26 protein-coding genes are annotated in these 25,357 nt (G+C 55.9%); 10 read left to right on the forward strand and 16 right to left on the reverse strand.

Annotated elements, in window-relative coordinates; translation table 11 throughout:
- Position 1 precedes the first annotated feature (1 nt).
- Both RZA33_RS11660 and RZA33_RS11665 read left to right on the forward strand, forming a co-directional pair.
- A complete protein-coding gene (locus RZA33_RS11660) occupies positions 2-229 on the forward strand; it encodes a hypothetical protein (RefSeq protein ID WP_317507885.1) in 228 nt (75 codons plus the stop codon).
- A 118-nt stretch (positions 230-347) separates the two neighbouring features.
- Positions 348-1,097 carry an RHS repeat-associated core domain-containing protein gene (locus RZA33_RS11665; protein WP_317507886.1) on the forward strand — a complete coding sequence of 250 codons (750 nt, stop codon included), beginning with the start codon at positions 348-350 and terminating at the stop codon, positions 1,095-1,097.
- A gap of 301 nt (positions 1,098-1,398) precedes the next feature.
- On the opposite strand, the gene recG is transcribed toward RZA33_RS11665, so the two are convergent.
- Together recG and RZA33_RS11675 are read right to left on the reverse strand one after the other, a co-directional pair.
- Positions 1,399-3,477 (reverse strand): ATP-dependent DNA helicase RecG, encoded by a 2,079-nt coding sequence (recG, locus tag RZA33_RS11670; protein ID WP_317507887.1) that lies wholly within the window; start codon positions 3,475-3,477, stop codon positions 1,399-1,401.
- Positions 3,474-4,403 (reverse strand): hydrogen peroxide-inducible genes activator, encoded by a 930-nt coding sequence (locus tag RZA33_RS11675; RefSeq protein ID WP_317507888.1) that lies wholly within the window; start codon positions 4,401-4,403, stop codon positions 3,474-3,476. Before RZA33_RS11675 ends, recG begins: the two co-directional genes overlap by 4 nt.
- Positions 4,404-4,623: 220 nt before the next feature.
- On the opposite strand from RZA33_RS11675, the gene RZA33_RS11680 reads away from it, so the two are divergent.
- A complete protein-coding gene (locus RZA33_RS11680) occupies positions 4,624-5,505 on the forward strand; it encodes an SDR family oxidoreductase (protein WP_317507889.1) in 882 nt (293 codons plus the stop codon).
- On the opposite strand, the gene RZA33_RS11685 is transcribed toward RZA33_RS11680, so the two are convergent.
- The 4 genes from RZA33_RS11685 to gmk all read right to left on the reverse strand — a co-directional run bounded on the left by RZA33_RS11685 (position 5,502) and on the right by gmk (position 9,101).
- Positions 5,502-5,891: a RidA family protein gene (locus tag RZA33_RS11685; protein ID WP_317507890.1), complete on the reverse strand. Its 390-nt coding sequence runs from the start codon at positions 5,889-5,891 to the stop codon at positions 5,502-5,504. The genes RZA33_RS11680 and RZA33_RS11685 overlap by 4 nt on opposite strands.
- Before the next feature lie 39 nt (positions 5,892-5,930).
- A complete protein-coding gene (locus tag RZA33_RS11690; RefSeq protein WP_317507891.1) occupies positions 5,931-8,075 on the reverse strand; it encodes a RelA/SpoT family protein in 2,145 nt (714 codons plus the stop codon).
- Positions 8,076-8,106: 31 nt separating this feature from the next.
- Positions 8,107-8,361 carry a DNA-directed RNA polymerase subunit omega gene (gene rpoZ / locus RZA33_RS11695; RefSeq protein WP_317507892.1) on the reverse strand — a complete coding sequence of 85 codons (255 nt, stop codon included), beginning with the start codon at positions 8,359-8,361 and terminating at the stop codon, positions 8,107-8,109.
- A 107-nt stretch (positions 8,362-8,468) separates the two neighbouring features.
- Positions 8,469-9,101, reverse strand: coding sequence for a guanylate kinase (gene gmk / locus RZA33_RS11700; protein ID WP_317507893.1), 633 nt, complete (start codon positions 9,099-9,101; stop codon positions 8,469-8,471).
- A 164-nt stretch (positions 9,102-9,265) separates the two neighbouring features.
- Between gmk and RZA33_RS11705 the strand changes: the two genes are divergently transcribed.
- Positions 9,266-9,961, forward strand: coding sequence for an extensin family protein (locus RZA33_RS11705; RefSeq protein WP_317507894.1), 696 nt, complete (start codon positions 9,266-9,268; stop codon positions 9,959-9,961).
- Between the two features lie 7 nt (positions 9,962-9,968).
- Here the strand turns inward: RZA33_RS11705 and RZA33_RS11710 are convergent, their stop codons facing one another.
- The 3 genes from RZA33_RS11710 to RZA33_RS11720 form a co-directional block, all read right to left on the reverse strand.
- A complete protein-coding gene (locus RZA33_RS11710) occupies positions 9,969-11,180 on the reverse strand; it encodes an MFS transporter (RefSeq protein ID WP_317507895.1) in 1,212 nt (403 codons plus the stop codon).
- 158 nt (positions 11,181-11,338) lie between these two features.
- Positions 11,339-11,659 (reverse strand): helix-turn-helix transcriptional regulator, encoded by a 321-nt coding sequence (locus RZA33_RS11715; RefSeq protein ID WP_317507896.1) that lies wholly within the window; start codon positions 11,657-11,659, stop codon positions 11,339-11,341.
- The gene (locus RZA33_RS11720; protein ID WP_416337865.1) at positions 11,656-13,002 is read right to left on the reverse strand and encodes a type II toxin-antitoxin system HipA family toxin; all 1,347 of its coding nucleotides are present in this window, start codon (positions 13,000-13,002) and stop codon (positions 11,656-11,658) included. The genes RZA33_RS11715 and RZA33_RS11720 overlap by 4 nt, the downstream gene beginning before the upstream one ends.
- A 147-nt stretch (positions 13,003-13,149) precedes the next feature.
- Here RZA33_RS11720 and RZA33_RS11725 point away from each other — a divergent pair, with 147 nt between their 5' ends.
- On the forward strand, positions 13,150-13,776 hold the full coding sequence (locus RZA33_RS11725; protein ID WP_317507897.1) for a DNA-3-methyladenine glycosylase 2 family protein: 627 nt from the start codon (positions 13,150-13,152) through the stop codon (positions 13,774-13,776).
- 61 nt (positions 13,777-13,837) lie between these two features.
- The gene (locus RZA33_RS11730; protein ID WP_317507898.1) at positions 13,838-14,710 is read left to right on the forward strand and encodes an urea carboxylase-associated family protein; all 873 of its coding nucleotides are present in this window, start codon (positions 13,838-13,840) and stop codon (positions 14,708-14,710) included.
- Positions 14,711-14,718: 8 nt separating this feature from the next.
- On the opposite strand, the gene RZA33_RS11735 is transcribed toward RZA33_RS11730, so the two are convergent.
- From RZA33_RS11735 to RZA33_RS11750, 4 genes are all read right to left on the reverse strand, one after another.
- A complete protein-coding gene (locus tag RZA33_RS11735; RefSeq protein ID WP_317507899.1) occupies positions 14,719-15,594 on the reverse strand; it encodes a pirin family protein in 876 nt (291 codons plus the stop codon).
- Between the two features lie 113 nt (positions 15,595-15,707).
- Complete coding sequence (locus RZA33_RS11740; protein WP_317507900.1) at positions 15,708-16,748, reverse strand: zinc-dependent alcohol dehydrogenase family protein; 1,041 nt, start codon at positions 16,746-16,748, stop codon at positions 15,708-15,710.
- 61 nt (positions 16,749-16,809) lie between these two features.
- Positions 16,810-17,385, reverse strand: coding sequence for a histidine phosphatase family protein (locus RZA33_RS11745; protein ID WP_317507901.1), 576 nt, complete (start codon positions 17,383-17,385; stop codon positions 16,810-16,812).
- Positions 17,386-17,551: 166 nt separating this feature from the next.
- Entirely contained in the window at positions 17,552-18,430 is an 879-nt protein-coding gene (locus RZA33_RS11750) for a YicC/YloC family endoribonuclease (RefSeq protein ID WP_317507902.1), read from the reverse strand.
- Positions 18,431-18,650: 220 nt separating this feature from the next.
- Here RZA33_RS11750 and RZA33_RS11755 point away from each other — a divergent pair, with 220 nt between their 5' ends.
- Complete coding sequence (locus RZA33_RS11755) at positions 18,651-19,058, forward strand: CBS domain-containing protein (protein ID WP_317507903.1); 408 nt, start codon at positions 18,651-18,653, stop codon at positions 19,056-19,058.
- Between the two features lie 208 nt (positions 19,059-19,266).
- On the forward strand, positions 19,267-20,004 hold the full coding sequence (rph, locus tag RZA33_RS11760; RefSeq protein ID WP_317507904.1) for a ribonuclease PH: 738 nt from the start codon (positions 19,267-19,269) through the stop codon (positions 20,002-20,004).
- A gap of 102 nt (positions 20,005-20,106) precedes the next feature.
- Here rph and RZA33_RS11765 read toward each other — a convergent pair whose 3' ends face one another.
- Positions 20,107-20,874, reverse strand: a complete 768-nt coding sequence (locus tag RZA33_RS11765; protein WP_317507905.1) for an exodeoxyribonuclease III — start codon at positions 20,872-20,874, stop codon at positions 20,107-20,109.
- Between the two features lie 141 nt (positions 20,875-21,015).
- Here RZA33_RS11765 and pyrE point away from each other — a divergent pair, with 141 nt between their 5' ends.
- Complete coding sequence (gene pyrE, locus RZA33_RS11770; RefSeq protein ID WP_317507906.1) at positions 21,016-21,681, forward strand: orotate phosphoribosyltransferase; 666 nt, start codon at positions 21,016-21,018, stop codon at positions 21,679-21,681.
- Between the two features lie 14 nt (positions 21,682-21,695).
- Here pyrE and RZA33_RS11775 read toward each other — a convergent pair whose 3' ends face one another.
- Positions 21,696-22,166, reverse strand: coding sequence for a tRNA (cytidine(34)-2'-O)-methyltransferase (locus tag RZA33_RS11775; RefSeq protein ID WP_317507907.1), 471 nt, complete (start codon positions 22,164-22,166; stop codon positions 21,696-21,698).
- A gap of 112 nt (positions 22,167-22,278) precedes the next feature.
- On the opposite strand from RZA33_RS11775, the gene rep reads away from it, so the two are divergent.
- Entirely contained in the window at positions 22,279-24,348 is a 2,070-nt protein-coding gene (rep, locus tag RZA33_RS11780) for a DNA helicase Rep (protein WP_317507908.1), read from the forward strand.
- 108 nt (positions 24,349-24,456) lie between these two features.
- Here rep and RZA33_RS11785 read toward each other — a convergent pair whose 3' ends face one another.
- The gene (locus RZA33_RS11785) at positions 24,457-25,293 is read right to left on the reverse strand and encodes a c-type cytochrome (protein ID WP_317507909.1); all 837 of its coding nucleotides are present in this window, start codon (positions 25,291-25,293) and stop codon (positions 24,457-24,459) included.
- Positions 25,294-25,357 lie beyond the last annotated feature (64 nt).

Genomic DNA, 25,357 nt, shown 5'->3' on the forward strand with positions numbered 1-25,357 from the left:
AATGAATAGGAATATCAAAAAAGAGACCATCATCGCCGCTGTTGCTTTCATGGCTACGGCGCTTGGATTCAAACTAGCTGACTTCGGATTTGAAGCATCTGGTAAATTCATAATGCTTATAAGTATTTTAACTGGAATAGCTTTCATTACCATTGGAAATATAAAATTTTGGTTTGGTAAGGAGCCATCAGATCCCTTAAAGAATAATAGCGATCATAGTAAGCGATAAGTGGTGGGTGTAAAACTTTTAACCCAACCAATATGCTTTACCGAAAAAGTACCCGCAAAGGAAAGCTTTGCTGTTTTAGTTGAAAGCGCGACTGATTGTAACAGTACTCGAATGAATCGTGCGCGAAGAAACCGACAATCAGCGCACCACCGTGGTCTATGAGCCGGGCAGCTTTGTGCCCATGCTGCGCGATGATACCCAACAAGGCCAAGCGCTCAGCGCCTACATCACCGACGCTCTCGGCACGCCCATGCAATTAGTCACCCCCAACGGCCAACCCCGCTGGCTCGCCGAGCCCGACGACTGGACCACGGTCAATAACCAACGCGCCGTGCGCAACGTCACCCAACCGATCCGGTTCCAGGGTCAATGGCACGATGAAGAATCGGGGCTTTACTACAACCGCCACCGTTATTACGACCCGCAGCAGGGGCGGTATATTAGCCAGGATCCGATTGGGCTCAATGGCGGCACGAACTTGTATGGCTATGTGACCAATCCGACGGGGATGGTGGATCCACTGGGGTTGAGAGGTGGATTTTCTCGCACGGTGCCTTCCCCAAATGGCTCACCAAGACCCCCTCAAGTTGATGATGACAGCACCTTTTGGGGGCGTGTAGATGGAGATTTAAAGTGCAGAGTCTATGGTGACTGCTTACCGGATGACCATATCATGTGCACTAAAGCCACCTATGACAATGACGCAGGGGAAGGGGAAATTGAGTACTTAGATAGTTACCCACAATGGATTCCTTTGGATCAAGAGCCCTACCCACCGGCACCTGATGATATGCCTGAAGGATTAGAATGCACTGAGAGTGTGGTTCGCCCTTATCGCTGTACCCTTCATAGAGCAAGGGTTAAATAGGAGAATATCGTGACAATAACTAAAGTCATACTAATCCCAGCATTAATAGCTTTGCTATTAGGAAGGTGATCCCGCCTCCAATGTGATTGCTTACAGCCAGCATGGCGATAATGCCCACCGCTACTCTGTGGACGCGGCGGACAATCGGTTAGATGACCAACAAGCGCTATCCGATAACCGCCTCGGTCAATTAAACGGCACCCGTTACCGGTACGATGGCCAGGGTCGTCATATCGGCCTTTGCGCAATACCAACGGTACCACTGAAATCTTAAGGTCAATGGTAGCAACCCTTACATTATCTACACCTGCCCATAGCGTCCTGCCGCTTCGCCAAGCCAGCGGCGTACCAGAACGGCGGTGACGTCGGGGTTGCCCTGCAGCGTTTGCGCCATGGCGCTGACGCGTTCCAGTAAATCGGCATCGCGTTCCAGATCGGCAATTTTCATCTGCGCAAGGCCGGTTTGGCGGGTGCCGAGCACTTCGCCAGGGCCGCGGATTTCCAGGTCTTTCTCGGCGATGCGGAAGCCGTCGGTGGTTTCGCGCATGACCGCCAAACGCTGGCGGGAGCTTTTCGACAGCGGCGGATGGTAGAGCAACACACAGAAGCTTTCCGTGCTGCCGCGTCCTACCCGGCCGCGCAGCTGGTGAAGCTGGGAAAGTCCCAGGCGCTCGGGGTTTTCGATAATCATCAGGCTGGCGTTGGGTACATCCACCCCGACCTCGATCACCGTGGTAGCCACCAGCAAATCCAGCTCGCCCGCTTTGAAGGCGGTCATCACGTCGGCTTTCTCGCTCGACTTCATGCGCCCATGAACCAAGCCCACCGCCAGCTCGGGCAGCGCGACGGTTAGCTCATCACGGGTAACCTCGGCGGCCTGGCACTGTAGCACCTCGGATTCGTCAATCAGCGTGCACACCCAGTACGCCTGACGGCCTTCGCTGCAGGCCAGTCGAATGCGTTCAACCACTTCCGGTCGGCGTTCGTCGGGCACCACCACGGTTTTTACCGGTGTGCGGCCGGGGGGAAGCTCGTCGATCACGGAAACATCCAGATCCGCGTAGGCGCTCATGGCCAGGGTGCGCGGAATCGGCGTGGCGGTCATGATCAACTGGTGCGGGGTGAGCCCGCCCGCCTCGCCTTTCTCACGCAGCGCCAAGCGCTGGTGCACGCCGAAACGGTGCTGCTCGTCAATAATCGCTAACCCTAAACACTGGAAGTGCACATCATCCTGAAACAGCGCATGGGTGCCCACCACCATGCGCGCGCGGCCGTCGGCAATCGCCGCCTTGGCATCCAGCCGTGCCTTGCCTTTGAGCTTGCCCGCCAGCCACGCCACTTCGATACCCAGTGGCTCAAACCAGGCTTTAAACGAGCGGTAGTGCTGCTCGGCGAGGATTTCAGTGGGTGCCATGATCGCCGCCTGGCAATTGCCCGCCAGGGCGCTCAGCGCGGCCATGGCGGCGACCACGGTTTTCCCCGAGCCGACATCGCCTTGGATCAGCCGCAGCATCGGCGCCGGGCGACTTAAATCGTGGCTGATTTCCTCCAACACGCGGCGCTGGGCACCGGTTAAGGCAAACGGTAGTTGGGCCAAAAAGCGCGCCTGTAAACTGCGTCCGGAGGGTAACGTCGGTGCGCCATCCGCCTGAATACGCAAGCGAACTTCACGCAGGCTTAGTTGGTGGGCGAGCAGCTCCTCCAGCGCCAGCCGCCGCGTGGCCGGGTGCTGGCCGCTGGTCAACTGCTCTATATTCACATCGGGCGGCGGCTGGTGGAGCAAGTGCAGGCTAGCGTGCAAGCCCGGCAGCTGAAAGCGTTGAAGCAGGGCATCGGGTATTACATCGGGCAACGCCTCGGGGGCGTTGTCCAGTAACCCCAGCGCCTGCTGCGCCAGAGCGCGAAGCCGCGACTGGTTCAAGCCCTCGGTGGTGGGGTAAATGGGCGTGAAGTACTCCTCCACCGGGGTTTCACTGCCACCGCTGAGCCGGTATTCGGGATGATAAATCTCTAACCCCGTCGCCCCGGACCGCGCTTCGCCAAAGGCGCGCAATATTGCGCCGGGGCGCATCTGCTGTTGCTGGGCCGGTGAGAAGTGAAAAAAGCGCAGGCTCAAGATACCGCTGGCATCGCGCAGGCGCACCAGCAGGCTGCGGCGGCGCCCTTTCACTACGTCGCAGGCGGTCACTTCGCCCTCAATCACGGCTTCTTGCCCGGCACGCAGTAGGCCAATGGGCGTCAGCCGCGTGCGGTCCTGATAACGTAGCGGCAGGTGAAACAGCAGGTCGCTCACCCGCTCAATCCCCAACCGGCCAAGTTTTAGCGCCAGCGCTTCGCCCACGCCCTTCAGCGCGGTTATCGGCGCGGAGAGCTCGCTCATGGGGCGCTTTTCACGGCTTTGGCAGGTTGGCGACAGTGGCTGATCGCCTGAATCAGCGCCTCAATGGCTTTGGGCCGAGGAAAGCTCGCCCGCCAGGCGATTGCCACGGTGCGCGACGGCGCCGGGTCCACAAAGGGCCTGCTGACCAGCATCGCATTTTCGTATTGGTCGGTGCCCAGCGCCGACTGCGGCAGCACGGTGATACCCAGCCGCGAGGCCACCATATGGCGGATAGTTTCCAACGATCCACCTTCGGCAATCAACGTATTGTTGGGGCTATTGAGCTTTTGGATAATCGCCGGGCAGGCTTCCAGAATTTGATCCCGAAAGCAGTGGCCTTCGCCAAGCAGCAGAAGGCGCTCCTCCAGCAAATCCTCTTTATTGATCGCTTCGCGCTCCACCCAGCGGTGGTTGGCAGGCATTAACACTTCAAAGGCTTCGTCGTAGATCGGCTTGGTGACCACATCGGTTTCGGTAAACGGCAGCGCGACAATGATCACATCCAGCTCGCCGCTTCTTAATTTGGCGCGCAGCGTGCCGGTCATGCCTTCTTCAATATACAGCGGCATTTGCGGGGCCGCGGTCGCCAAAGCAGGCACAAGATGGGGAAATAGGTAGGGCCCAATCGTATAAATTGCGCCAATGCGCAGCGGGTTAGCCAACTGGTCTTTACCCGCACTAGCCAGTTCAAAAATCAGGCTGCTCTGCTCCAGTACACGCTGGGCCTGAGCAACGATTTTTTCGCCCAGCGGGGTAACCTGCACGGTGGACTTGGAACGCTCAAACAGCGGTGTCTCGAGCTCATCTTCCAGCTTTTTCACCGCCACCGAGAGCGTAGGCTGAGAGACATGACAACGCTCTGCCGCGCGGCCAAAGTGGCGTTCTTGGGCGAGGGTTACGATGTAGCGAAGTTCTGTTAAAGTCATAACGGTGCCAGTGGCATCCTCTCGTAGCTGCTTGTGACAGTGTTTTGTACGTAACTGGGGCTTGTACGAAGAACCCAGCATCATGACAGTCAGCGGGATGGAAAAGGACAAACGGGCTCTGCCGACGCTCATCTCAATTGACGTGTTCTAAACCGACAATGTCATATTTGGTAGAGACTATGTATCTAATAGGGAATATTAATCAAGAGGAGTGAGCACGGTGAAACTAACCGTACTGATTATCGGCTGTGGCGATATTGGGATCAACCTTGGGCGCGAATTGCTGGAAGAAGGGCACCATGTCATCGGATTACGTCGCAACGTGGAGCCCTTAGAGGGTACCGGCATCAAACCGCTAAAGCTGGATTTAAACGATCTTGACGACGCCGGCGCTGCCAGCCTTCCCCAAGCCGACTATGTGGTTTATACCGTCAGCGCTGATCATTTTGAAGAGAGCGCCTATCAAAGCGCTTACCCCGACGGCTTAAAGCGCGTGCTGAACGTGATGGAGCAGCACAAAACGCCGCCCCGGCGGGTGTTTTTTGTCTCTTCGACCAGCGTGCACGGCCAGCAGGAAGGCGAAGTGGTCAACGAAGAGAGCCCCACCGACCCCTCAAGCTTCTCGGGGAAACTGATGTGTGAAGCCGAGCAAGCGTTGATCAATCACCCGCTTCCCGGCACGGTTATTCGCTTCTCAGGGATTTATGGCCCGGGCCGTGATCGGCTAATTCATCAGGTTGCCGAAGGCCGCGTGGCTGCCATCACCCCGGTGATTTACTCCAACCGCATTCACCGCGATGATTGCACCGGTATTATCGCCCACTTGATCCGTTGCCAAGAGAGCGGCAAACCGCTGGCGGATATCTACCTGGGCAGCGATTGCGAACCCGTCACCATGCATAACGTCATGATGTGGTTAGCCCAGCAGCTGAAAGTAGACGCTACCGACACCATGCAATCGCCTTTACGTCGCCGTACCAGTAAGCGTTGCGATAACCAGCGCATCATTGACACTGGTTATCAATTCCGCTTCCCTACCTACCGCGAGGGGTATGCCCAGGTATTAAAAGCGGGAGGCTTTCTCGATGTTAATAAGGCTTAGTCGCCGATAACCATCACCGCTTCTGCTTCAACCTGACTGCCTTTGGGCAACGCTCTCACACCCACCGCAGCGCGAGCAGGGAAAGGGGCAGTGAAGAACTCCTCCATGACCTGGTTAACAATGGCAAAGTTATCCAAGTCCACCAGATACAGATTCAGCTTAACGACATCGCTGAGCGAGCCCGCCGCTTCTTCACACACCGCTTGCAGGTTGGTGAAGACTTGGCGGGCCTGGGCTTCAAAGTCCTCAGAGACAATCGCCATGGTCGCTGGGTCCAACGGTATCTGACCAGAGAGATACACCGTGTTACCTGCTTTAATCGCCTGGGAGTAGGGGCCAATCGCCGCGGGGGCTTTGCTGGTATTGATAACAGCCTTATTGCTCATGCGATGTCTCGCTCCTGCAGTGGGTGATAGTGTGTAGTATTAATTAGCGAGCCGGGTAATTTTGCCGACGTTGGGAAGATTACGGATACGTTTGATAATCCCCGCCAGGTGTACGCGCCCTTTGACTGCCAGGGTCAGATTCACCGTCGAAAGATGGGCGTCGCGCTCTTCAATGCCAATACGCTCGATATTGGCATCGGCATCGGTGACCAGACCGGCAAGCTCTGCGACCAACCCACGACGACTCTCGATCTCAATGCGCAGCGCGACCGGGAAATCTTCGTCAATGGTGTCTGACCATTCCAGCGCGAAGAGCTTATCGGGGTCGCTTTTATCGGCAAAGCTCTTATCAACAACGTTCTTACACTCGGCGCGATGCACCACCAGGCCTTTGCCCGTCGAAAGATGCCCCACCACGGCGTCGCCCGGCAACGGATGGCAGCAGCGGGCAAAGTTGATCACCATGCCTTCACTACCGCTAATCACTACCGCTTTGCTACCGTCGTCAGACGCCGAGTGTTCATAGGCATCTCCGTGCGCCGCCTCGACTAACCGACGTGCCACCACGTGAGTCATGCGGTTGCCAAGCCCCAGCGACTCCAGCAAAGAGTCTTCGGAAGACACATCCAACTCTTTAAAAGCGCGTTGAAGGGCGCTTTCATCAAGCTCTTCCAGGCTGGTATTAAAGGGCGCCAGCGCTTTGTTGAGCAAGCGACGCCCTAGCATGATCGCCTCGGTCTGCTGCTGATGTTTCAGCGCATGACGGATAGCCGAGCGCGCTTTGGCCGTGGATACAAAGTTAAGCCAAGCAAGATTAGGCTTCGCCCCGGGGGCGGTAATGATTTCCAGCGTCTGGCCGCTCTCTAAGCGCGTCGAGAGCGGCGCCAAATGGCGGTCAATACGGCAAGCGATGCAGTTATTACCGATATCCGTGTGCACGGTGTAAGCGAAATCGATGACGGTAGCACCCTGCGGCAGCTCCATAATGTCGCCTTTAGGCGTAAAAACGTAGATATCGTCGGGGAAAAGATCGTTTTTAACGTGTTCGATAAACTCTAACGAATCGCCAGCGTGGCGCTGCATTTCCAACAGCCCTTTCACCCAGGCGCGGGCGCGGGCGTGACTGCCCTCGGCAATCGGGTGCGAGGTCTGCCCCGCCTTGTAAAGCCAATGGGCGGCGATGCCGTTATTGGCCATGGCTTCCATTTCGCGGGTACGTATCTGCACTTCGATCGGCATACCGCGGGAACCAAACAGGGTGGTATGCAGGCTCTGGTAGCCATTGGCTTTGGGTATCGCAATATAGTCTTTAAAGCGACCCGGCACGGGCTTATAAAGATTATGTACAACACCCAAAATACGGTAACAGCTGGCCACGTCTTCGGTGATAATGCGAAACCCAAACACGTCCATGATTTCAGCAAAGGGCTTGCGCTGGTCGCGCATCTTTTTGTAGATCGACAAAAGATGCTTTTGCCGACCAATGACCGTGCCGTTGAGCCCGTCGTCGTCCAGGCTTTTTTGTAGCGAAGATTGAATTTGGCGCATAGCGCTGCGCCGATGCCCGCGTGCGCTAGCCACCGCGCGCTTAATACGCTCAGACCGCATGGGATGAATCGCGTGGAAGGAGAGATCTTCTAGCTCAACGCGGATAGTATTAATACCCAGCCGCCCAGCGATACGAGCGTAAATTTCCAGGGTTTCCCGAGCAATGCGGCGCTTTTTATCCGGGCGCAGCGCGCCAAGCGTACGCATGTTGTGTAGCCGGTCGGCAAGCTTGACGATGATGACGCGAATATCCCGCGACATCGCCAGCACCATTTTCTGAAAGTTCTCCGCCTGGGCGACGGCTTTGTCTTCAAAGGTGATTTGGGTCAGCTTCGACACCCCATCCACCAGCTCTGCCACTGGTTTACCGAACTGCATTTCCAAAGCGTGTTTGGAAACACCGGTATCTTCGATAACGTCATGCAGCATGGCGGCCATCAAGCTTTGATGGTCCATGTGCATATTGGCAAGTATGTTCGCCACCGCTAGTGGATGGGTGACATAAGGCTCGCCCGAACGACGCCGCTGGCCGTCGTGAGCCTGCTCGGCGTAGTAGAAAGCGCGTTTGACCTGCTGGATCTCATCCGAGGGTAAGTAGCCGCCAAGTCGATCGGCCAGGTCATCAATGGTGAACATCTACCGCGCCTCTATCGGTGCGTTGGAAACGTTAGTCGTCGATATGCGGCGCCATCGCCGGACGCGGACGCACAGCGGCTTCAACAGGCTCATCCAGCACGGTGTGATCGATCAAGCCGCCGGCGATTTCGCGCAGCGCCATCACGGTGGGCTTATCGTTTTCCCAAGGCAGCAGGGCATCGCGCGAGCCGCGGGCCAGCTGACGGGCGCGCTGGGTGGAAATCATCACCAGCTTGAAGCGGTTTTCAACGTTTTCTAGACAATCTTCAACGGTTACGCGAGCCATGGGAGCCTTCCTGTAATGACGGAACCGGGCCGACGCCGTTATAGAGTTGAAAACGGCGCCGACCCAGCGAAAAAACGTATTTAAAACTAACAGTACGACCAGATAGATTACTCGACCCTAGGCGCCTGTGACAAGAGCCCAGCCAACAGCGGCGCATGACTCTCGCTCATTCTCGCACAACTTAAGCGACGGCTGATCACCAATGACTGCAACTCTTGCAGCGCCGTGGTGAAGTCATCGTTGACAACGAGGTAATCATATTCGTGATAGTGGGACATCTCGCTTACCGCATCGCGCATGCGTCGGGCGATGACAGCATGCTCATCGGTGCCGCGGCTAGCCAGGCGGCGCTCTAGCTCGTCCCGCGAGGGCGGTAGAATAAAAATCGACATCGCTTCGGGCATTTGCTGGCGTACCTGCTGCGCGCCTTGCCAGTCGATTTCAAGGATCACATCCTGCCCTGCCGCCAGTAGAACCTCTACCGCCTGACGCGAGGTGCCGTAGTAATTATCAAATACTTTGGCATACTCAAAAAACTCACCTCGCGCGATCATCGCTTCAAACTCGGCTACATCGGTGAAATGATAATTGACGCCATTCACCTCACCCTCGCGCTTGGCACGCGTAGTGTGCGATACCGACACTTGAATCCCATCCAGGCTTTCGATTAGCTCGCGCACCAAGCTAGTCTTGCCAGCACCTGAGGGGGCAGAAACGATAAACAGCGTACCTTGGGACATGAAGTACTTTCCCTTCAGTTAGCGAAATAGGTAACAGAAAACGTAGTCAACACAAGTAAAACGACTGCAGCAGAGCAGCAAGGCTGCGCAGTATCGCACAACCATCGCTGCGACTGTAGCGTTGGCAGCGACATAGGTTGGCAACGACATAGAGAGAGGCAGGGATGCGCCGTACACTGTTTTTATTAAGCCTGATAGCGCTGGGCGTTGCGCTGCAAAAAGGCATCATCGAGATTCCCCGTCACTGGTCGCCTTGGGCGCCGCTGCACATTGACGACCCGATTACACCCGTTACACAACTCAAGCTAAGCCGCTTGGCGGATAACCGCGAAGGCTGCCTAGCAGCATTGGATACCGTGCCTAATGGCCAGTTACGCTACACGCCGATGGCCGATTACACTCCCACAGCAAGCTGCCCGCTCGAAAATGTGGTGCGAATGCACACAAGCAGCGTCGCCTTCAATCAGAGCTTCGTTGCCTCCTGCCCATTAGCACTAGCGTGGGTGATGTATGAACGCCACGCGTTACAACCTGCCGCCGAGGAGATTATGGGCAGCCAAGTGAGCCAGGTAAACCACGTGGGTAGCTTTGCCTGCCGTAATGTGTATGGCCGCGAAACCGGCAGGCATAGCGAACACGCCACCGCCGAAGCGCTGGACGTAGTAGGTTTTCGATTCGAAAACGGCGAGCAAATTTCATTCGCTAATGATTGGGATGATGACGGCAAGGCGGGAGAATTCTTACGTGCTGCGCGCGACGGCGCTTGCGATACCTTCGGTAACGTACTGGGCCCCGATTACAATGCCGCGCACGCCGATCACTTTCATCTGGGCATGCGCGGATTTAGGCTGTGTCGCTAATCAACGCTCATTGAAAACCTTCTGCTGTTTGAAAAGTATGTTTCTCCAACCAACGCCCAGCGGCAAAAATCACCAAGCCGCAGAGCGCCAACCCCGCACCGACCAAGCCCGTACTCGACCAGCTAAAGCCAGCGCTGATGGCCAGGCCAGCAAGCCACGCCCCTAAGGCATTGGCACCGTTAAAGGCGGCGTGGTTCAGTGAGGCCGCCATGGTTTGGGCGTCTTCCGCCACATCCATTAAGCGGGTTTGCAGCGAAGGCGCCAGCGCCATGCTGGTACCTACCAAGCCAACGAACAGCAGCCCCGTCCAAACGTTATTGGCGGCAAAATAAAACAGCCCCTGGATCACCCCACACCAGAGCAGGATGGTGGGTATGGCGCGCATCAGGTTTTTATCCGCCATGCGCCCACCGATTAAATTACCGGCAATGGAACCCAGTCCAAAAATGACCAGCACCAGCGGCCCCAGCGCTTCGCTCATGCCCGCCTGCTGGGTTAACGTCGGCATCACATAGCTAAAAATGGCGAACATACCGCCGCAGCCGATGCAAGCAAGGGCCAGGGTGACCAATACCCGCTGTTTAAGCAGCGCGGACAGTTCACGCACCGGGCTTGCGAGGGTATCAACGGGCTGCACCGGCACATAAAGCCGAATCAACAGGGCGGTAAGCAGCGCAATACCACCGACACCCGCAAACGCAATTTGCCATCCAAACAGGTTACCCGCCCAGGTACCCAGCGGCGCACCGATCAAAATCGCCACGGTTAAGCCCATCATTACCCGGGATATAGCTCGCGCCCGTTGGTCTATCGGCACGGCTCCCGCTGCTACCAGCGCAGCGATGCCAAAATAGGCCCCATGGGGCAAGCCCGCCAGAAAACGCAGGCCGACGAATGACCAGAACCCCGGCGCCATGGCACTGGCAATGTTGCCCACCGCAAAGACCAGCATCAGAATGATTAACAGTGGCCGCCTAGGCACCCGCGCGGCCAGCGCCGAAATCAGCGGCGCGCCGACCACCACGCCCAGGGCGTAGCTACTGATTGCGTAACCCACTTGCGGCACCGTTACCGCTAAATCTCCCGCCACGCGATTCATCAGGCCCATAATGACAAACTCGCTGGTGCCTATCCCAAAGCCACCCAGCGCCAACACAAATTCTGCCAAGCGCGGGTTACGCGCCAGCCCTTGAGACGACGATGCTGTCGAATCCTGCATGTTTGACTCCTAGGGATACCATCCCGTTGGTATCACGATGGCGCAAATGATCGCAGGATTAGACGAAAGTAGAAACATACTGCGTTTAAAAAGTTAGCGGGCGAACACAATCATTAAGTTGGGCTGAATAGGAAATGTTTGGATAAGGTGCTTGGCGGTCAGACGCTCGGGGGTTCCACTGAAAGCAAACGCTCACGCAGATGACGGTTACGCGGCACCAAGCCTGTTTGCAGACCTAGCGGGCGGAATACTTGGTTGAGCAGAGCCACGGTAGGGCTTGCCTTATCGGCTTCCAGATCAGACAAGGAGCGACGGCTGATACCCACCAACTCGGCATATTGTGTCTGCGACATTCCCAACACTTCGCGGCGTAGTTGGCGCAGCACCTGCCCTGAGCTGATCTCTTCACGCAGCAGTTGGGACAATAGCGCCATAAGCAGTGCCTCGCGCTCAATACTAGAGAGTTCTTTGCGTTTCATACCAGCCCCCAGCGGCGCAGCTTAGCGTCCAGATAATCCAACCCCAACGCATTCGATGCTAACAACGATTCGGGGACACCCCGAGCAGCAAGTCGTTCTTTTAGCCCGACTAACTGATTCCCCAGCGCTTTTAGCTCTGCCATCAATTGTTCGGGGGGCAGATAGACATTTAAGTTCTCCGCAATGGCTACCCAGTTGAATTCAGAACCCTCTTCAAACGGCGAGCCCCAAGTGGTGGTGCGAATAATGCCCTCTGGGTCAGCCTTCATGGGCGCAAAATCGTAGACTGGCGCCAGCCAGATCCCTTGAGGCGTTTTCAACAGCGCTGTATTGCGGCCATGGTTATCGCTATTAGCAAAAGCGATATTAAGCAGATCACGTTTCACCCACTCGCTCACGAAACGCGGCGTATCAAAATGATCTCCTAACTCGCGAACGCGGTATTGCTGACTCAACAGACCAACCAAAGCCTCAATCACGGCAAAATGGTTTAAGAAGCTTCCCGGCTGACACTCCATGACGGAATAAACCGACTCCAGCCCATACAGCGTTCGCTTCCCAGTGGGGTAATCAACATCAAAGCGGGGCAACCACAGCGATGGATAGCGCTCACCTTCTATTAACCGCATTCCTTGAGTGGCAATGGTCGCTACGCCCATTGACGCCAGCTCATGATAGAAATGGTATTCGGCGCGAAGGATATTGTTATCAAGCTCGGTGCGCTGACCGCGAGGAAATTTCACCAGATAGTGCTGGTCGGTATTCGCCGTATCATCCTGATAGGTATCGATCCAGGCCTGATCGTCTGGCGAACAGCGTAGCAGTAGCTTAGGCGCTTCGCCGCCAGCCCCGGTAGCTCCCCCTCCGGCGGCGCCCATCTGCTGTGCATAGGCAAGAAAATCACTATCCCGATCCACAACATCGCGTAAAGCAAAGCGCTGCTGCTCTAGCGTGCTGCCTGCGGGACGCTCGGGAAGCGCCTCTTTAATACGTAAATTACCCACCGGCGCAATCGTCCCTTTCGCCAATAGCGCGTAATCTTGTTCAGCCTCGGTAAGCGCCGATATTCCCAGCTGCGTGACCCAGTAACGACGGCTGGCCCCAGAAGGCATGATATCGTCTAAAAAAGCGAACCAGCGCGGCGATTGATGGGTATTCATTAGCTCAATGGGTAAACGCAGGCTGCAAGCATGCTCGTCATCGCGATCCAGCCATTCAAGGGCATAATCGGTGATATAGCCCAAGCGCGCAGGCCCTCGGCGACCTTGCGCTGGATGCTCAATCACCAGCTCGGCGGCATCGTGCCACTGGCCATGATGAAATGTCTGGATGGTTAGCAACATGGGCCACCTTAATTGAACAGTTAATAACTGAGTAGTTTAATGCTCAATAGTGTAGTTCAAGGCACCATAATGTGCATTTTAATGCACATAAATATATTAAAAACCAAATAGTGCGCAATATAATACTCATTTTAGCCAGGAGTCATAATGTCACCTGATAACCCATCCTTTAACACAATCGAGCACGCCATGGCGGCACTTGCCAAGGCCGACCCCGATATCGCCCGGGCTCTGCCGCTAGTGGGGGCGCCCTTGCCTCGGGAGCGCGATAAAGGCTTTGCGACGTTCTTCTCCACCATCGTTAGCCAGCAGATATCTACCGAAGCGGCCCGTGCGATTATGGGTCGAGTAAATACATTGTTGCCCGAACTGCACGCCAAGGCTGTGATGCAGGTAGAGGGCCAAGCGCTGCGCGATGCGGGGCTCTCCTGGCGTAAGATCGAGTATGCTAAAGGGCTGGCTGAAGCAGAGTTGGCAGGCACTTTTAGCGCCGAGGGGCTTGAGCAGCTAAGCGATGACGAAGCCATTGCCGCGATTACTGAGCTGCGCGGCTTTGGCCGCTGGAGTGCCGAAATCTACCTGATGTTTTCGCTGAAACGCCCGGATATCTTTCCCGCTGACGACCTCGCCCTGCGAGTGGCGCTTGGCCGCCTAAAAGGCATGGATGAAAAGCCCACACCCAAGCAGGCCCGTCAGTTGGTGGAACACTGGGCGCCCTGGCGCAGCGTGGGCTCGCTGTTTTTATGGCATTACTATCGGGGCGAACCACTGTAGTGAATGATCCCTTTGAGCACACAATGTCATCACCACCGTTATTTACAAGGAGTCATGATCAATGGCCAACCGAGCCCCAGCCTACCGCGCAAAACCAGGCTCTCCTCTTTTCGTTGACCCGGCTTTTTACAACCGGATTGCCAAAGCGACCGATCAGCGGAAGCTGGTAGAAACCATAGAGGTGCCGATTCGTGACGCCCGCGCCTGGAAAGTACCCGCTGGCCACGTAATGCGCCTGTGCACGCGTCAAGGCCCTCAGGTGGGAGATTTCAACCTGTGGTCTTTGCACAACCCGCGAGAACGCTTCTGGGCATCACGCACCCGCCAGCTACAGCGCGCTCATGTCAGCGTTCACGACCGGTTATGGTCTTCACTGCCCTATCTTCGACCCATGGCGACCATCACCGCCGATACCTTGGAGAACTACGGTGTCGATGAGGATGGCGGTCGTGTTCACGATCTCTTAGGTACGCGCTGTGATCCCTATGTGAATCATTTGTTGACCGGTGAGGATTTTGACTTCCACTGTCACTCCAACTTAACCCGTGCGGTGGCGCCTTTCGGGCTCACCGAGTTTGATGTCCACGATGTGCTTAACGTTTTTCAGTGCACCGGCCTGAATGAGCAGGACCAGTACTTCATGAAGGCTTGCCCCGCAAAAGAAGGCGACTATCTGGAGCTATTTGCCGAGATTGACTTACTTTGTGCCCTCTCCTGCTGTCCGGGTGGCGATCTATCGGTGGACCTATGGGGTACTGATGCCACCGATGACGACCTGCTGGCCACCTGTCACCCTATCGGCATCGAGATTTACGCGCTTGATGCATCACTTTTAGAGAGCTGGTCGCCGCCGACATCGCCTAACTATCGCGGCAACCATGGCTTGCGCCTGCCTGAAGAGGATTGGAACACCAAACGCAGTCGATGCTGCTGACGCTCATATCATGCGTCGAGTCCGCCAAATTTGCCGTTTTGATAATCCTCGACCGCCTGAACGACCTCTTCACGGGTATTCATCACGAAGGGGCCATGGGAGTAAACGGGCTCATCAATCACTTCGCCGTGACCAAACAGCAGCCGCGCATCGCTACTGGCTTCAATGTCGAGACTATCGCCATCGCGATCCACTTCAATTAGATGACGAGACTGAACGGGCTCACCGCCTACCTCAACGTCACCATCCACCACGTAAAGAAACACCTGCCGACCAGGCGCCACGGTTAACTGTTCGTGGCTATCGGCAGGCAGCCATAGCGTTGACATAAACACGCCGGTCAGCGAGTTGATAGGGCCAACGCTGCCCTGCCACTCACCGGCGATCAGGTTCAGCTCACCGCCACCCGGCAACGCGATAGCGGGAATGGATTCTTGTTGCAGCCCTACGTAGTGTGGCTCGGTCATTTTTAAATGCGCGGGCAGGTTGACCCACAGCTGCAGAATTTCCAACGGGCCGCCGTCGCGCAGAAACGCCTCCGGCGAAATTTCCGCATGCACAATGCCGCTGCCCGCGGTCATCCACTGCACACCCCCTGCGTTGATCACGCTTTGATGCTTAGCGCTATCGGCATGGGCCAATGAACCTTCCAGGATAAAGGTGACCGTTTCAAAGCCCCGGTGCGGGTGCGGACCGAACGGCAGGCCCCGGTTGTTAGGCGGGTACGTCTGTGGACCATGGTGGTTAAGAAACAGGAATGGGTCGAGCTGTTCAAGCTGCGGCCCCGGCAGCGGGCGCCGAGTGGTTAAATCGCCGATATCATCGCGCTTGGCTGGGTGCTGGGCAATCACGCGGCGTGCTGATGGGGTAATGTCTGATGGCATATTTTACTCCTTATCAATACTGCCCAGCGTAGAACCTACAGCCGCCAATGAGGAGCGAATAATTTGCCTCGTTTCATTGCAGGAAATTGTTATCTAACGCCTCAGCGGATTCCTTAAAACTCGGTCACCACCGTCACGCCCGCCCCTTCGAACTTATCCATGTTCATCAATGCATCAATGGACTGCTCCAGTGTGATCCGTTTACCGATCAGTTTTTCAGGCGCCAGCTTTCCCGACTCGATCATCGCCAACATGGCCTCGTAACGGTGCGCCTGCATACCGTGACTGCCGAGTATCTCAAGTTCATTGGCGATCACCTTATTCATGGGAATGGCCGGTGTGCTGTTCTCGGCCAGCATTAACCCGACCTGAATATGCTTGCCACGTTTACGCAGGTTGCTGATGGAGTTAAAACAGGTCGTCGGGTGCCCCAGCGCGTCCAGTGATACGTGAGCACCTCCTCGGGTTATTTCCGCCACCGCCTCAACCACATTGGCTACCTGGGCCGCGTTCACGGTGGCAGTGGCGCCCAATTGACGGGCCAGATGAAGCGCCTCTTCGGAAATATCAACGGCGACAACGTTAGCGCCGATGGCGTTGGCAATCATCACCGCCGATAGACCTACACCGCCACAACCATGGACGGCTACCCATTGGCCCGCCGTTGTTTTGCCCTGATCCACCACCGCCCGAAATGAAGTGGCGAAGCGGCAGCCCAAGCTGGCTGCCGTTGCGAAGTCGAGTGTCTCTGGCAGCGCGACCAAATTCACATCGGCGTAGTGAATGCCCACATACTCAGCAAAAGAACCCCAGTGCGTAAAACCAGGCTGAAACTGGCTATCGCATACCTGATGATTGCCAGAGTGACACTCTGGGCAAGTTCCGCAGCCGCCCACGAACGGCACTGTGACGCGATCGCCAATACGCCACTGTTTTACGTCTCTCCCCACGGCTTCGACAATGCCTGCCAGCTCATGGCCCGGCACGTGTGGGAGCTGGATATCAGTGTCATGCCCCACCCAGCCATGCCAGTCGCTGCGGCAAACCCCGTTCGCCGTTACCTTCACAATCACGCCATGTGGCTCAGGGGTAGGATCGGGCAGTTGCTGAATGGTCGGCGGGGCGGAAAACTGCTCAAAAACAACGGCTTTCATAAAGAAGTCCTAAGCTATATCGTTTTTTACTTTATAAAGCCCCATGCGGATAAGAAGCAAATTATTGACCGCTAACGCTTAAACGTCCCACGACCTGCAACGATTCGTTCTTTGGGCGCACCACGATCATCTCACCCGAGCCTACACCGCTACCTACCAATGCCGTGATATTCACCTGATGCGTGACCAGCAGCAAATTGCCCGGCCCTTGCCACGCGGTAATCTGCTCCTGAGCGGTTTGGGTAATTAACGCTCGATCACCGCGCCCGCGAAAGAACGAATCCAGCCAGGGCACCGGTTCAACACTACCAAGGGCCATCAACTCCGCAGTATCCAGCGCTCGGCACCAGCTTGATGAATACACCGCCGCAATAGGAATATCCCGCGCACGAAATGCACGACCAGCGGCTTGCGCCTGATTACGGCCAGCCGTTGAGAGATTGCGCTGAGTCTCGCATCGGCCACGCTCAAATCCCGGCGGGTCGCCAATCCCAGGGGCCAGTGAGTGGCGCATTAAAATTACCAAGCCGCCCTCTTTAAGCGCTTGCCAGGTTGCCTCGTTTGCTTGGGCAGTGGTCGAGAATATGCTTAATAAAACGAGCAGCAGGGTTAACGTATTGTGACGTAGGGAGGGCATAGGAAGGCATCCTCTATCAGTATGGGCAGACAACCGCGCTATGGGCTTCACAGCCTATCGATGCAGCTAATGTTAATCCGGCCATTTAAATCGGCAAAATTTGATATTTACCGAGCGTCTGGGAAAAGGCTTTGGTGTTACAAACTTGCGCAACAAATCCTTTCCACTACTCAATATTCTGAATCTGCTCCCGCATCTGTTCGATCAGCACCTTAAGCTCCACCGCGCAGCGGGTCGTCTCTGCCACCACGGATTTTGATGAAAGCGTATTGGCTTCGCGGTTAAGCTCCTGCATCAGGAAGTCCAGGCGGCGGCCTTTGGGGCCTTTCTGGGCGAGTTGGTGGCTCACTTCTTCGATATGCGCGGCCAGGCGGTCTAACTCTTCATCCACATCGGCTTTTTGCGCCACCAGCACCAATTCGGCCTCCAAGCGCTGGGGGTCGAGTTCGGTCTTGGCAACCTCCAGGCGTTCCAGCAGTTGAGCGCGCTGGCGCTCCAGAATCTGCGGGAGCAGGCTGCGCACGGTGGCGACCTGTTCGCTGACTGCCGCTAGGCGGGTAGTGATCATCTCGCCAAGCTTTTCGCCTTCTCTTGCGCGGGCATCAATCAGCTCATCCAGCGCTTGGTCAAACAGCGCTTTTGCGGCCACCTTGATGGCGTCCTGATCCAGGTGCTGGGTTTCCATCACGCCTGGCTGGTTGAGTAGCTCGAGCGTAGTAGGCGGCACGGCGCTAGGCACCTGATGCTGGATAATGGCGAGTGCCTCACTAATAGCGGTTAGCCTTGCGCTGTTAACAGCAGGAGCCTGAGCCGTTTCGGCGCTCTCGAAGCGCACGCTGCATTCGACCTTGCCCCTAGCCAAACGCCCACGCAGCGCATCACGCAGCAAAGGCTCCAGGTCGCGCAGACTATCAGGCAGGCGAAAATGTGGTTCTAAATAGCGCTGGTTCACCGAGCGCATTTCCACCTGCAGAGTGCCAAAAGGAGCGGCCTGCTCGGAGCGGGCAAAGGCGGTCATGCTGTGTACGCGAGATGCGGTGGCCATAAAGGCTCCTGTGGTCAATCGTAATGGGGGAAGTCTACCCAGTATCGCCGCTGCGCTGCGTTAACCCTATAACAGTGCTTAATGAGTTAAGAAAACAGCGATCTTAAGCCAAAACTTGCCTCCCTGCGGAATTGGCTACTACGTTTTTTAGTACAGGTTTTCAAGAGCCCTTTTCAACAGCAAATCAACGGTGAGCGATATGATGGAAGTAAGAGAGGTCATGACGACTCGTCCTCAATACCTTTCCGATGACGTGACCATTCGAGAAGTCGCACAAGCAATGCGCGAAAATCAAACTGGTTTTGAGCCACTTGCCAATGGCAATAAGGTTGTCGGTACACTCACTGACCGAGACATTGCGGTTCGCGGCGTTGCCGAGGGTAAAGGCCCTGACGACAAGGCAAGTTCAATTGCCACTGAAAACGTCCTTTATACCTTTCAGGATACCGATGTGAAGGACGCCCTGCAGAATATGCAGGAAAAAAATGTCCAACGCTTGATTGTGCTCAACAACCCGCAGGATAAGGATCTCGTCGGCGTTGTAACGGTGGGTGATGTGGCTGATAAGTGCCATGGCGAGAAAGAGATCGCTGAAATGTTAGTAACGGCCAGCCGCCACTACGGTTAATTCATCCGTTGAACAGTTAGAGCGCTTTAACAAGAAGCGTTTAAAAGACGCATGAGAACAACAAGCCTGCGATAAAAATTTCGCGGGCTTTTTTTATCATCCATTCACGCTCATCTCACCTCTATCGCCAAAGTCGGCGGCACAGACGTGTACAATACTCAGTCCCCCTATGTAGCGATCAACACTATCCATGATGAAGAGAGATACTATGCGTCCTGATGTTGTGCGCCCCAGTGGTCGTGAGGCTAACCAGCTTCGCGACATCCGCCTGACCCGCGATTTTACCCGCCATGCGGAAGGCTCGGTACTGGTGGAATTTGGCGATACCAAAGTGCTGTGTAATGCGAGCGTGGAAGCGGGCGTGCCGCGCTGGCTGCGTGGCAAAAATCAGGGCTGGGTCACCGCTGAGTACGGTATGTTGCCCCGGGCGACGCATTCGCGCAGCAACCGCGAAGCGACCCAGGGCAAGCAGGGCGGTCGCACATTAGAAATTCAGCGCTTAATTGGTCGCAGCCTACGCGCCGCAATGGATCTTAAGAAGCTCGGTGAGTTCACCATTACCGTGGATTGCGATGTCATTCAGGCGGATGGTGGTACCCGCACCGCGGCGATTACCGGTGGCTGCGTGGCACTCATTGATGCTGTCCGTTACCTGCAGCGCGAGAAGAAGATCAAAGGCGACCCCTTCAAGCAATTGGTCAGCGCGATTTCCGTCGGCATTTATAAAGGCATGCCGGTGCTGGATCTGGACTACCCGGAAGACAGCAAAGCCGATACCGACCTAAACGTAGTGATGACCGAAAGCGGCGGACTCATCGAAGTGCAAGGCACCGCCGAAGCAAGCCCGTTCAGCCGAGCCGAGCTAAATGCTATGCTCGATTTGGCCGAGAAAGCGGGTGACGAACTACGCGATCATCAGCGCGAGGCGCTGGGTGTTCGTGGGTAAACGCTGACGCGCCACAAAGCAATAAGCCGACCCAAAAGTCGGCTTATTGCTTATTACCACTACTAACAGACGGCGACGCGGGAAAAATTCGCTGCCTTGCGCCTAAAGCGCCAGGTCGTACTCAACGATTAGCGGTGCGAACTCGGAGAAGGTTGCATCGTAATCGATCCATGCGTCGACCACGTGGCGGCGGAAGTTGGGGCCGACTAGTTGATAGTCGATCCGCCAGCCTTCCTGGCGCTCACGGGGCACGTCTTGGTCAAGCTTCGGCCACCAGGTGTACTCACCTGCATCGCGGTTGATTTCGCGGAAGGTGTCGATAAACCCGGTGGGGCCAAGCACCTGATCCATCCAGGCGCGCTCTTCCGGGCGGAAGCCTGAGGTCAATTGATTATCCGACCAGTTAGCCAAATCGACGGTTTTATGGGCAATATGCCAAGTACCGCAGAGGATGTATTCGCGGCGTTTGCGCGACATCTTCGTCAGGTACTCTTGGTACTGCTCCATAAATGACTGTTTGGCTTTTTGGTCACTTCCGTCAGGCATCAGGAAGGAGACGATACTGAAGCGTTCATAATCCGCCTGCAGGAAACGTCCTTCATGGTCACACTGAGGAAACCCTAGGCCATACATAATTGCCTTGGGAATTTTACGGCAATAGAGTGCCACACCGGAGAAACCGTCCTCTTCGGCATCCAGGAAATAGCCTTCATAGCCTTCCGGATACAGAATATGGTCACCTAATTCAAAACTTTTTGCCTTGATGTTCTGCACGCAGACTACGTCGACATCCTGCTGAGCCAGCCAGTCCAGGAAGCCACGCTCGACGGCATCACGAATACCATTGACATTGATGCTGGCAATTTTCATAAATCGTCCCTTTTGCGTCGCTGCTGTATGATACCCGACGTTTAGACGTTTGGGTAAAGGCAGCGACTAAAACTTGCCATTTACCCTACTTTTATTGTTGCTTTCGTGTCGATTTAAACCTAACGCCTAGTGAGGAATGCCGTGGCCACCACCCTACAACCCTACCAGCGCGATTTCATTGCCTTTGCCATTGAGCAAGGCGTGCTTAAGTTTGGCGAGTTTACGCTTAAATCCGGCCGCGTTAGCCCCTACTTTTTCAACGCCGGGCTATTCCAAACCGGACGGGCGCTGGCCAAATTGGGGCGTTTTTATGCCCAGGCGATTGTCGATAGCGGCTTAAACGCCGATGTGCTGTTTGGGCCGGCATACAAAGGCATCCCACTGGCCGCAGTGACGGCGGCGGCGCTGGCCGATCATCACGACCACGATATGCCCTACGCCTTTAATCGCAAAGAGGCGAAAACTCACGGCGAAGGCGGCAACATCGTCGGGGCGCCGCTTGCCGGTGATATTTTGATCATTGATGACGTGATTACCGCGGGCACCGCGATTCGCGAAGTGATGACACTGATTGAGCAGAGCGATGCCCGCGCCGCCGGGGTGATCATTGCCCTTGATCGGCAGGAGCGCGGCCAGGGCGAGCAGAGCGCGATTCAGGAAGTGCAGGCTCAGTACGCCATGCCCGTGGTCAGCATCGTGACTCTTGAGCAAGTGCTCACTTACCTGGAAGAGCATGTTGGCGGGGATATGATCGCCTATGCCGAAGCCATTAGAGCTTATCGTGACCGTTACGGGATCGCCAACTGATCAAAGCGACCTGTTTATACTAACCCTGCGCCAGCAAACCCTTGCTGGCGCCACGCTTCGTAGCTCACAATAGCCACGGCGTTGGAAAGATTCAGGCTACGGTTATTGGGCTGCATGGGAAGGCGCAGTTTGTGTTCAGCGGTGAGCGCTGCGTGTACTTGCGGCGAGAGCCCTGCGGTTTCAGAGCCAAACAGCAGTACATCGCCTGGGGCAAAGTCAGCATCGCTGTAGGTGCGGGTTCCCTTGGTAGTAATCGCCCAGATACGCCGCCCCTGCATCGCCTGCTGAAAGGCGCTAAAATCCGCGTGGCGAGTGACGTTATCGAGATCGCGGTAATCCAGCCCGGCGCGACGCAGCTTTTTCTCTTCCAAGTCGAAGCCAAGCGGCTCAATCAGGTGTAATCGGCAGCCATTATTGGCCACTAAGCGCATAATATTGCCCGTATTGGGCGCCATACGCGGTTCAAAAAGCGCTACTTCAAACATCGCCACCTGCCTAGTTAATCATGCATTCGCCAAGCGGCCGATTGTAATCGAAAACGCCCGTGAAACCGCACTTGAAAACGTCTAGCAACACTCGCAGAGGATTGCCTTCGCCATGATGCCTGCCACGCCCAAGAGTATTCTTAGCCGCATCAAAGGGCTAAACCCGCGCCAGCAGGAAGCCGTGCGCTATATTGATGGCCCCTGCTTGGTACTGGCGGGCGCAGGTTCCGGTAAAACCAGCGTAATTACCACCAAAATTGCTTACCTGGTGCAAGAGTGCGGAATGAGCGCGCGCAAGATCGCCGCGGTGACGTTTACCAACAAAGCCGCTCGGGAAATGAAAGAGCGTGTAGGCCAGATGCTCCACGGCAAAGAGGGCCACGGGTTAACGGTCTCCACCTTCCACACCCTGGGGCTGAATATTATCCGCGGCGAGCTGAAAACCCTCGGCTATAAACCGGGCTTTTCGCTATTTGACCCGGAAGACGCCAAAGCGCTGCTACGTGATTTGATGAACAAGGACGCCCAGGTGGACGCCGAGCAGATCAATGCCGTGCAGAGCAAAATTTCCACCTGGAAGAACGATTTAGTGCTGCCCAGCGACGCACTCTCGTTTGCTGCGGATGACGATGAGCACTTTGCCGCCCGGGTCTACGAAGCCTACGTACGCCACCTTAAAGCCTACAACGCGGTGGATTTCGACGACCTGATTCTGCTGCCGGTGGTACTGCTCAAGAACGACCCGGAAGCGCTAGAGCGCTGGCGGCGCAAAATCCACTACATGCTCGTCGATGAGTACCAGGACACCAACGTTTCCCAGTACTTGCTGGTGAAACTGCTGATGGCGGAGCGCTCCACGTTCACCGTGGTCGGTGATGATGATCAGTCGATCTATGCCTGGCGCGGCGCACGTCCTGAAAACCTGATTACCCTGGGTGAAGATTTCCCGCGCCTGAAAGTCATCAAACTAGAGCAGAACTACCGCTCTACCGCCACGATACTACGCGCCGCCAACACACTGATCGCCAATAACCCCCACGTTTACGAGAAAACGCTGTGGTCGGATATGGGCGACGGCGCGCCTATTCGGGTGATTGTGAATCGCCATGAAGAGGCTGAGTCTGAGCGGGTCGCCAGCGAAATGCTCACCCGGCGTATCAAAGAAAAAGCCGAGTGGCGGGATTTTGCGGTCCTTTATCGGGGCAACTTCCAGGCCCGCTTGTTGGAGCTTAAACTGCAGCACTACCAAATTCCTTACAAGCTCTCCGGTGGTACGTCGTTTTTCTCGCGCAACGAAATTAAAGACACCATGGCTTACCTGCGCCTGCTGATTAATCCCGCTGACGACAACGCTTTTTTGCGTATTGTGAACGTGCCACGCCGTGAAGTGGGCCCCGGCACTGTCGAGAAGCTTGCCAACTACGCCACCGAGCGCTCAATTTCGCTGTTTGCCGCCTGCCATGAGCTGGGGTTGGAACAAGTATTACCGACCCGAGCTACGGAGCGGCTGTCACGCTTCACTCACTTTATCGACGGCGTGCGTAAGCGCATGGATCAAGGCGATGCGATTGCCGCCATTCGCGACATGCTGCGGGATATGGACTATGAGGCGTGGCTGTATCAAAACGCCAGCGCGCCCACCGTCGCCGAGCGGCGCATGGCCAATGTGTGGATTCTCATCGACCAGCTAGAAAAATCGCTCAATCGCGACCCAGAGGACGATACAGATTCTACCGAGACCGAAACCGACGGCGTTCAAGCGGCTATTTCACGCCTGGTACTGCGCGATATTCTCGAACAGCAGGCAGAAGAGGATGATTCTGATCGCGTGCAACTGCTCACCATGCACGCCTCTAAAGGCCTGGAATTCCCCCACGTCTATTTAATGGGCTTAGAGGAAGATCTACTGCCCCACCGCAACGCCATTGAGGTAGGCACCGTAGAAGAAGAGCGGCGGCTGGCCTATGTGGGCATTACCCGGGCACGACGCACGCTGACGTTAACACTCGCCCGCCAGCGCAAAGCCTACGGCGAACTAATGGACTGTGCGCCCAGCCGCTTTTTAGACGAATTGCCTGGAGAGGATTTAGAGTGGGAAGGCCGGGCCGACAAAGAGGATCCAGAGAAGAAGCAAGCCCGTGGCAAAGACGCCATTGCCGGATTGCGTTCGCTGTTGGGGTGATAAAACATGAGTGATAAAACGAGGCCTTTAAAATAAAAATACCCACAGGGCGAGTATTCAAACACCCTGTGGATAAATTTAACAAACTGAATCAGAGCCTGCTTGCCGCTACTGAGCTTCAGCCATCATGTAATCAACGATGGCCATAACCTCTTCGTCAGCAAGGTTGGGGTTACCGCCTTTGGCTGGCATAGCGCCGATGCCGTTAATAGCGCTGGAATAGAGCGCATCAGCCCCCTTGTCTAAACGCGCTGCCCAGGCTTCAGAATCGCCCAGCATCGGTGAACCGGCAACGCCGGAGGCATGGCAAGCCATACAGCCAGAGCTTGCGTAGAGGGCTTCACCATCTAGACCGTTGCCGCCACCGCTAGCTTCTTCGGATGCAGCCGCGTCTTCTTCACTCGCTGCACCGTCGTTTGAAGCCATTGCTTCTTCACTTGCCGCTTCTTCACCTTCAGCAGCGGTTGTCTCGTCGGTAGCAGCTTCGTCGCCACTACTCAACTCGGGTACTTCCATAACCGGCTCAACCATATAGGCAACCGCTGCTTCCATTTCCTCATCGGAAAGGTTGGGGTTACCGCCTTTCGCTGGCATGGCGCCGATACCATTGATAGCGTGGTCTAGCAGCGTGGCAAAGCCTTGTTCAGTACGTTCAGCCCAAGCCGCTTCATCACCGCGAATAGGCGCGCCCGCAGCGCCCGATTCGTGACAGGCGCTACACACATTGCCGTAGATACCCTCGCCGTCGATATCACTGCCGCTACTAGCGGCTGCCGCCGGTGCTGCCGCGGTGCCACAGTCTTGGCCTTGTAAACAGAGTTGCCCTACCGGCGCCAAACGCTCGGCAATCGCATTACGTGCGGCGTCATCTTGGGCATAAACACTCGATGTGCCCGCCATGAAACCAAGGGCCGCCAGCCCGCTCATGATCAGCTTAGCTTTCACTCTCACCACCTCTTGAGTATTGTCATCAAACGTTTGTTCTCAACTTCTGCCTTACTCCCTTTGC

This window comes from Halovibrio sp. HP20-59, assembly GCF_033052795.2.
GTDB lineage: Bacteria > Pseudomonadota > Gammaproteobacteria > Pseudomonadales > Halomonadaceae > Vreelandella.

Excerpts from the sequence above, each read along its gene's own strand:
- rph (WP_317507904.1), top strand. The coding sequence starts at position 19,267 with ATGCGTCCTGATGTTGTGCGCCCCAGTGGTCGTGAGGCTAACCAGCTT.
- RZA33_RS11715 (WP_317507896.1), bottom strand. The coding sequence starts at position 11,659 with ATGAAACGCAAAGAACTCTCTAGTATTGAGCGCGAGGCACTGCTTATG.
- RZA33_RS11720 (WP_416337865.1), bottom strand. The coding sequence starts at position 13,002 with ATGTTGCTAACCATCCAGACATTTCATCATGGCCAGTGGCACGATGCC.
- gmk (WP_317507893.1), bottom strand. The coding sequence starts at position 9,101 with ATGTCCCAAGGTACGCTGTTTATCGTTTCTGCCCCCTCAGGTGCTGGC.
- RZA33_RS11675 (WP_317507888.1), bottom strand. The coding sequence starts at position 4,403 with ATGACTTTAACAGAACTTCGCTACATCGTAACCCTCGCCCAAGAACGC.
- RZA33_RS11740 (WP_317507900.1), bottom strand. The coding sequence starts at position 16,748 with ATGAAAGCCGTTGTTTTTGAGCAGTTTTCCGCCCCGCCGACCATTCAG.
- rpoZ (WP_317507892.1), bottom strand. The coding sequence starts at position 8,361 with ATGGCTCGCGTAACCGTTGAAGATTGTCTAGAAAACGTTGAAAACCGC.
- RZA33_RS11710 (WP_317507895.1), bottom strand. The coding sequence starts at position 11,180 with ATGCAGGATTCGACAGCATCGTCGTCTCAAGGGCTGGCGCGTAACCCG.
- RZA33_RS11775 (WP_317507907.1), bottom strand. The coding sequence starts at position 22,166 with ATGTTTGAAGTAGCGCTTTTTGAACCGCGTATGGCGCCCAATACGGGC.
- RZA33_RS11755 (WP_317507903.1), top strand. The coding sequence starts at position 18,651 with ATGACGACTCGTCCTCAATACCTTTCCGATGACGTGACCATTCGAGAA.
- RZA33_RS11745 (WP_317507901.1), bottom strand. The coding sequence starts at position 17,385 with ATGCCCTCCCTACGTCACAATACGTTAACCCTGCTGCTCGTTTTATTA.
- rep (WP_317507908.1), top strand. The coding sequence starts at position 22,279 with ATGATGCCTGCCACGCCCAAGAGTATTCTTAGCCGCATCAAAGGGCTA.
- RZA33_RS11685 (WP_317507890.1), bottom strand. The coding sequence starts at position 5,891 with ATGAGCAATAAGGCTGTTATCAATACCAGCAAAGCCCCCGCGGCGATT.
- RZA33_RS11660 (WP_317507885.1), top strand. The coding sequence starts at position 2 with ATGAATAGGAATATCAAAAAAGAGACCATCATCGCCGCTGTTGCTTTC.
- RZA33_RS11735 (WP_317507899.1), bottom strand. The coding sequence starts at position 15,594 with ATGCCATCAGACATTACCCCATCAGCACGCCGCGTGATTGCCCAGCAC.
- RZA33_RS11705 (WP_317507894.1), top strand. The coding sequence starts at position 9,266 with ATGCGCCGTACACTGTTTTTATTAAGCCTGATAGCGCTGGGCGTTGCG.
- RZA33_RS11725 (WP_317507897.1), top strand. The coding sequence starts at position 13,150 with ATGTCACCTGATAACCCATCCTTTAACACAATCGAGCACGCCATGGCG.
- recG (WP_317507887.1), bottom strand. The coding sequence starts at position 3,477 with ATGAGCGAGCTCTCCGCGCCGATAACCGCGCTGAAGGGCGTGGGCGAA.
- RZA33_RS11730 (WP_317507898.1), top strand. The coding sequence starts at position 13,838 with ATGGCCAACCGAGCCCCAGCCTACCGCGCAAAACCAGGCTCTCCTCTT.
- RZA33_RS11750 (WP_317507902.1), bottom strand. The coding sequence starts at position 18,430 with ATGGCCACCGCATCTCGCGTACACAGCATGACCGCCTTTGCCCGCTCC.
- RZA33_RS11765 (WP_317507905.1), bottom strand. The coding sequence starts at position 20,874 with ATGAAAATTGCCAGCATCAATGTCAATGGTATTCGTGATGCCGTCGAG.
- RZA33_RS11690 (WP_317507891.1), bottom strand. The coding sequence starts at position 8,075 with ATGTTCACCATTGATGACCTGGCCGATCGACTTGGCGGCTACTTACCC.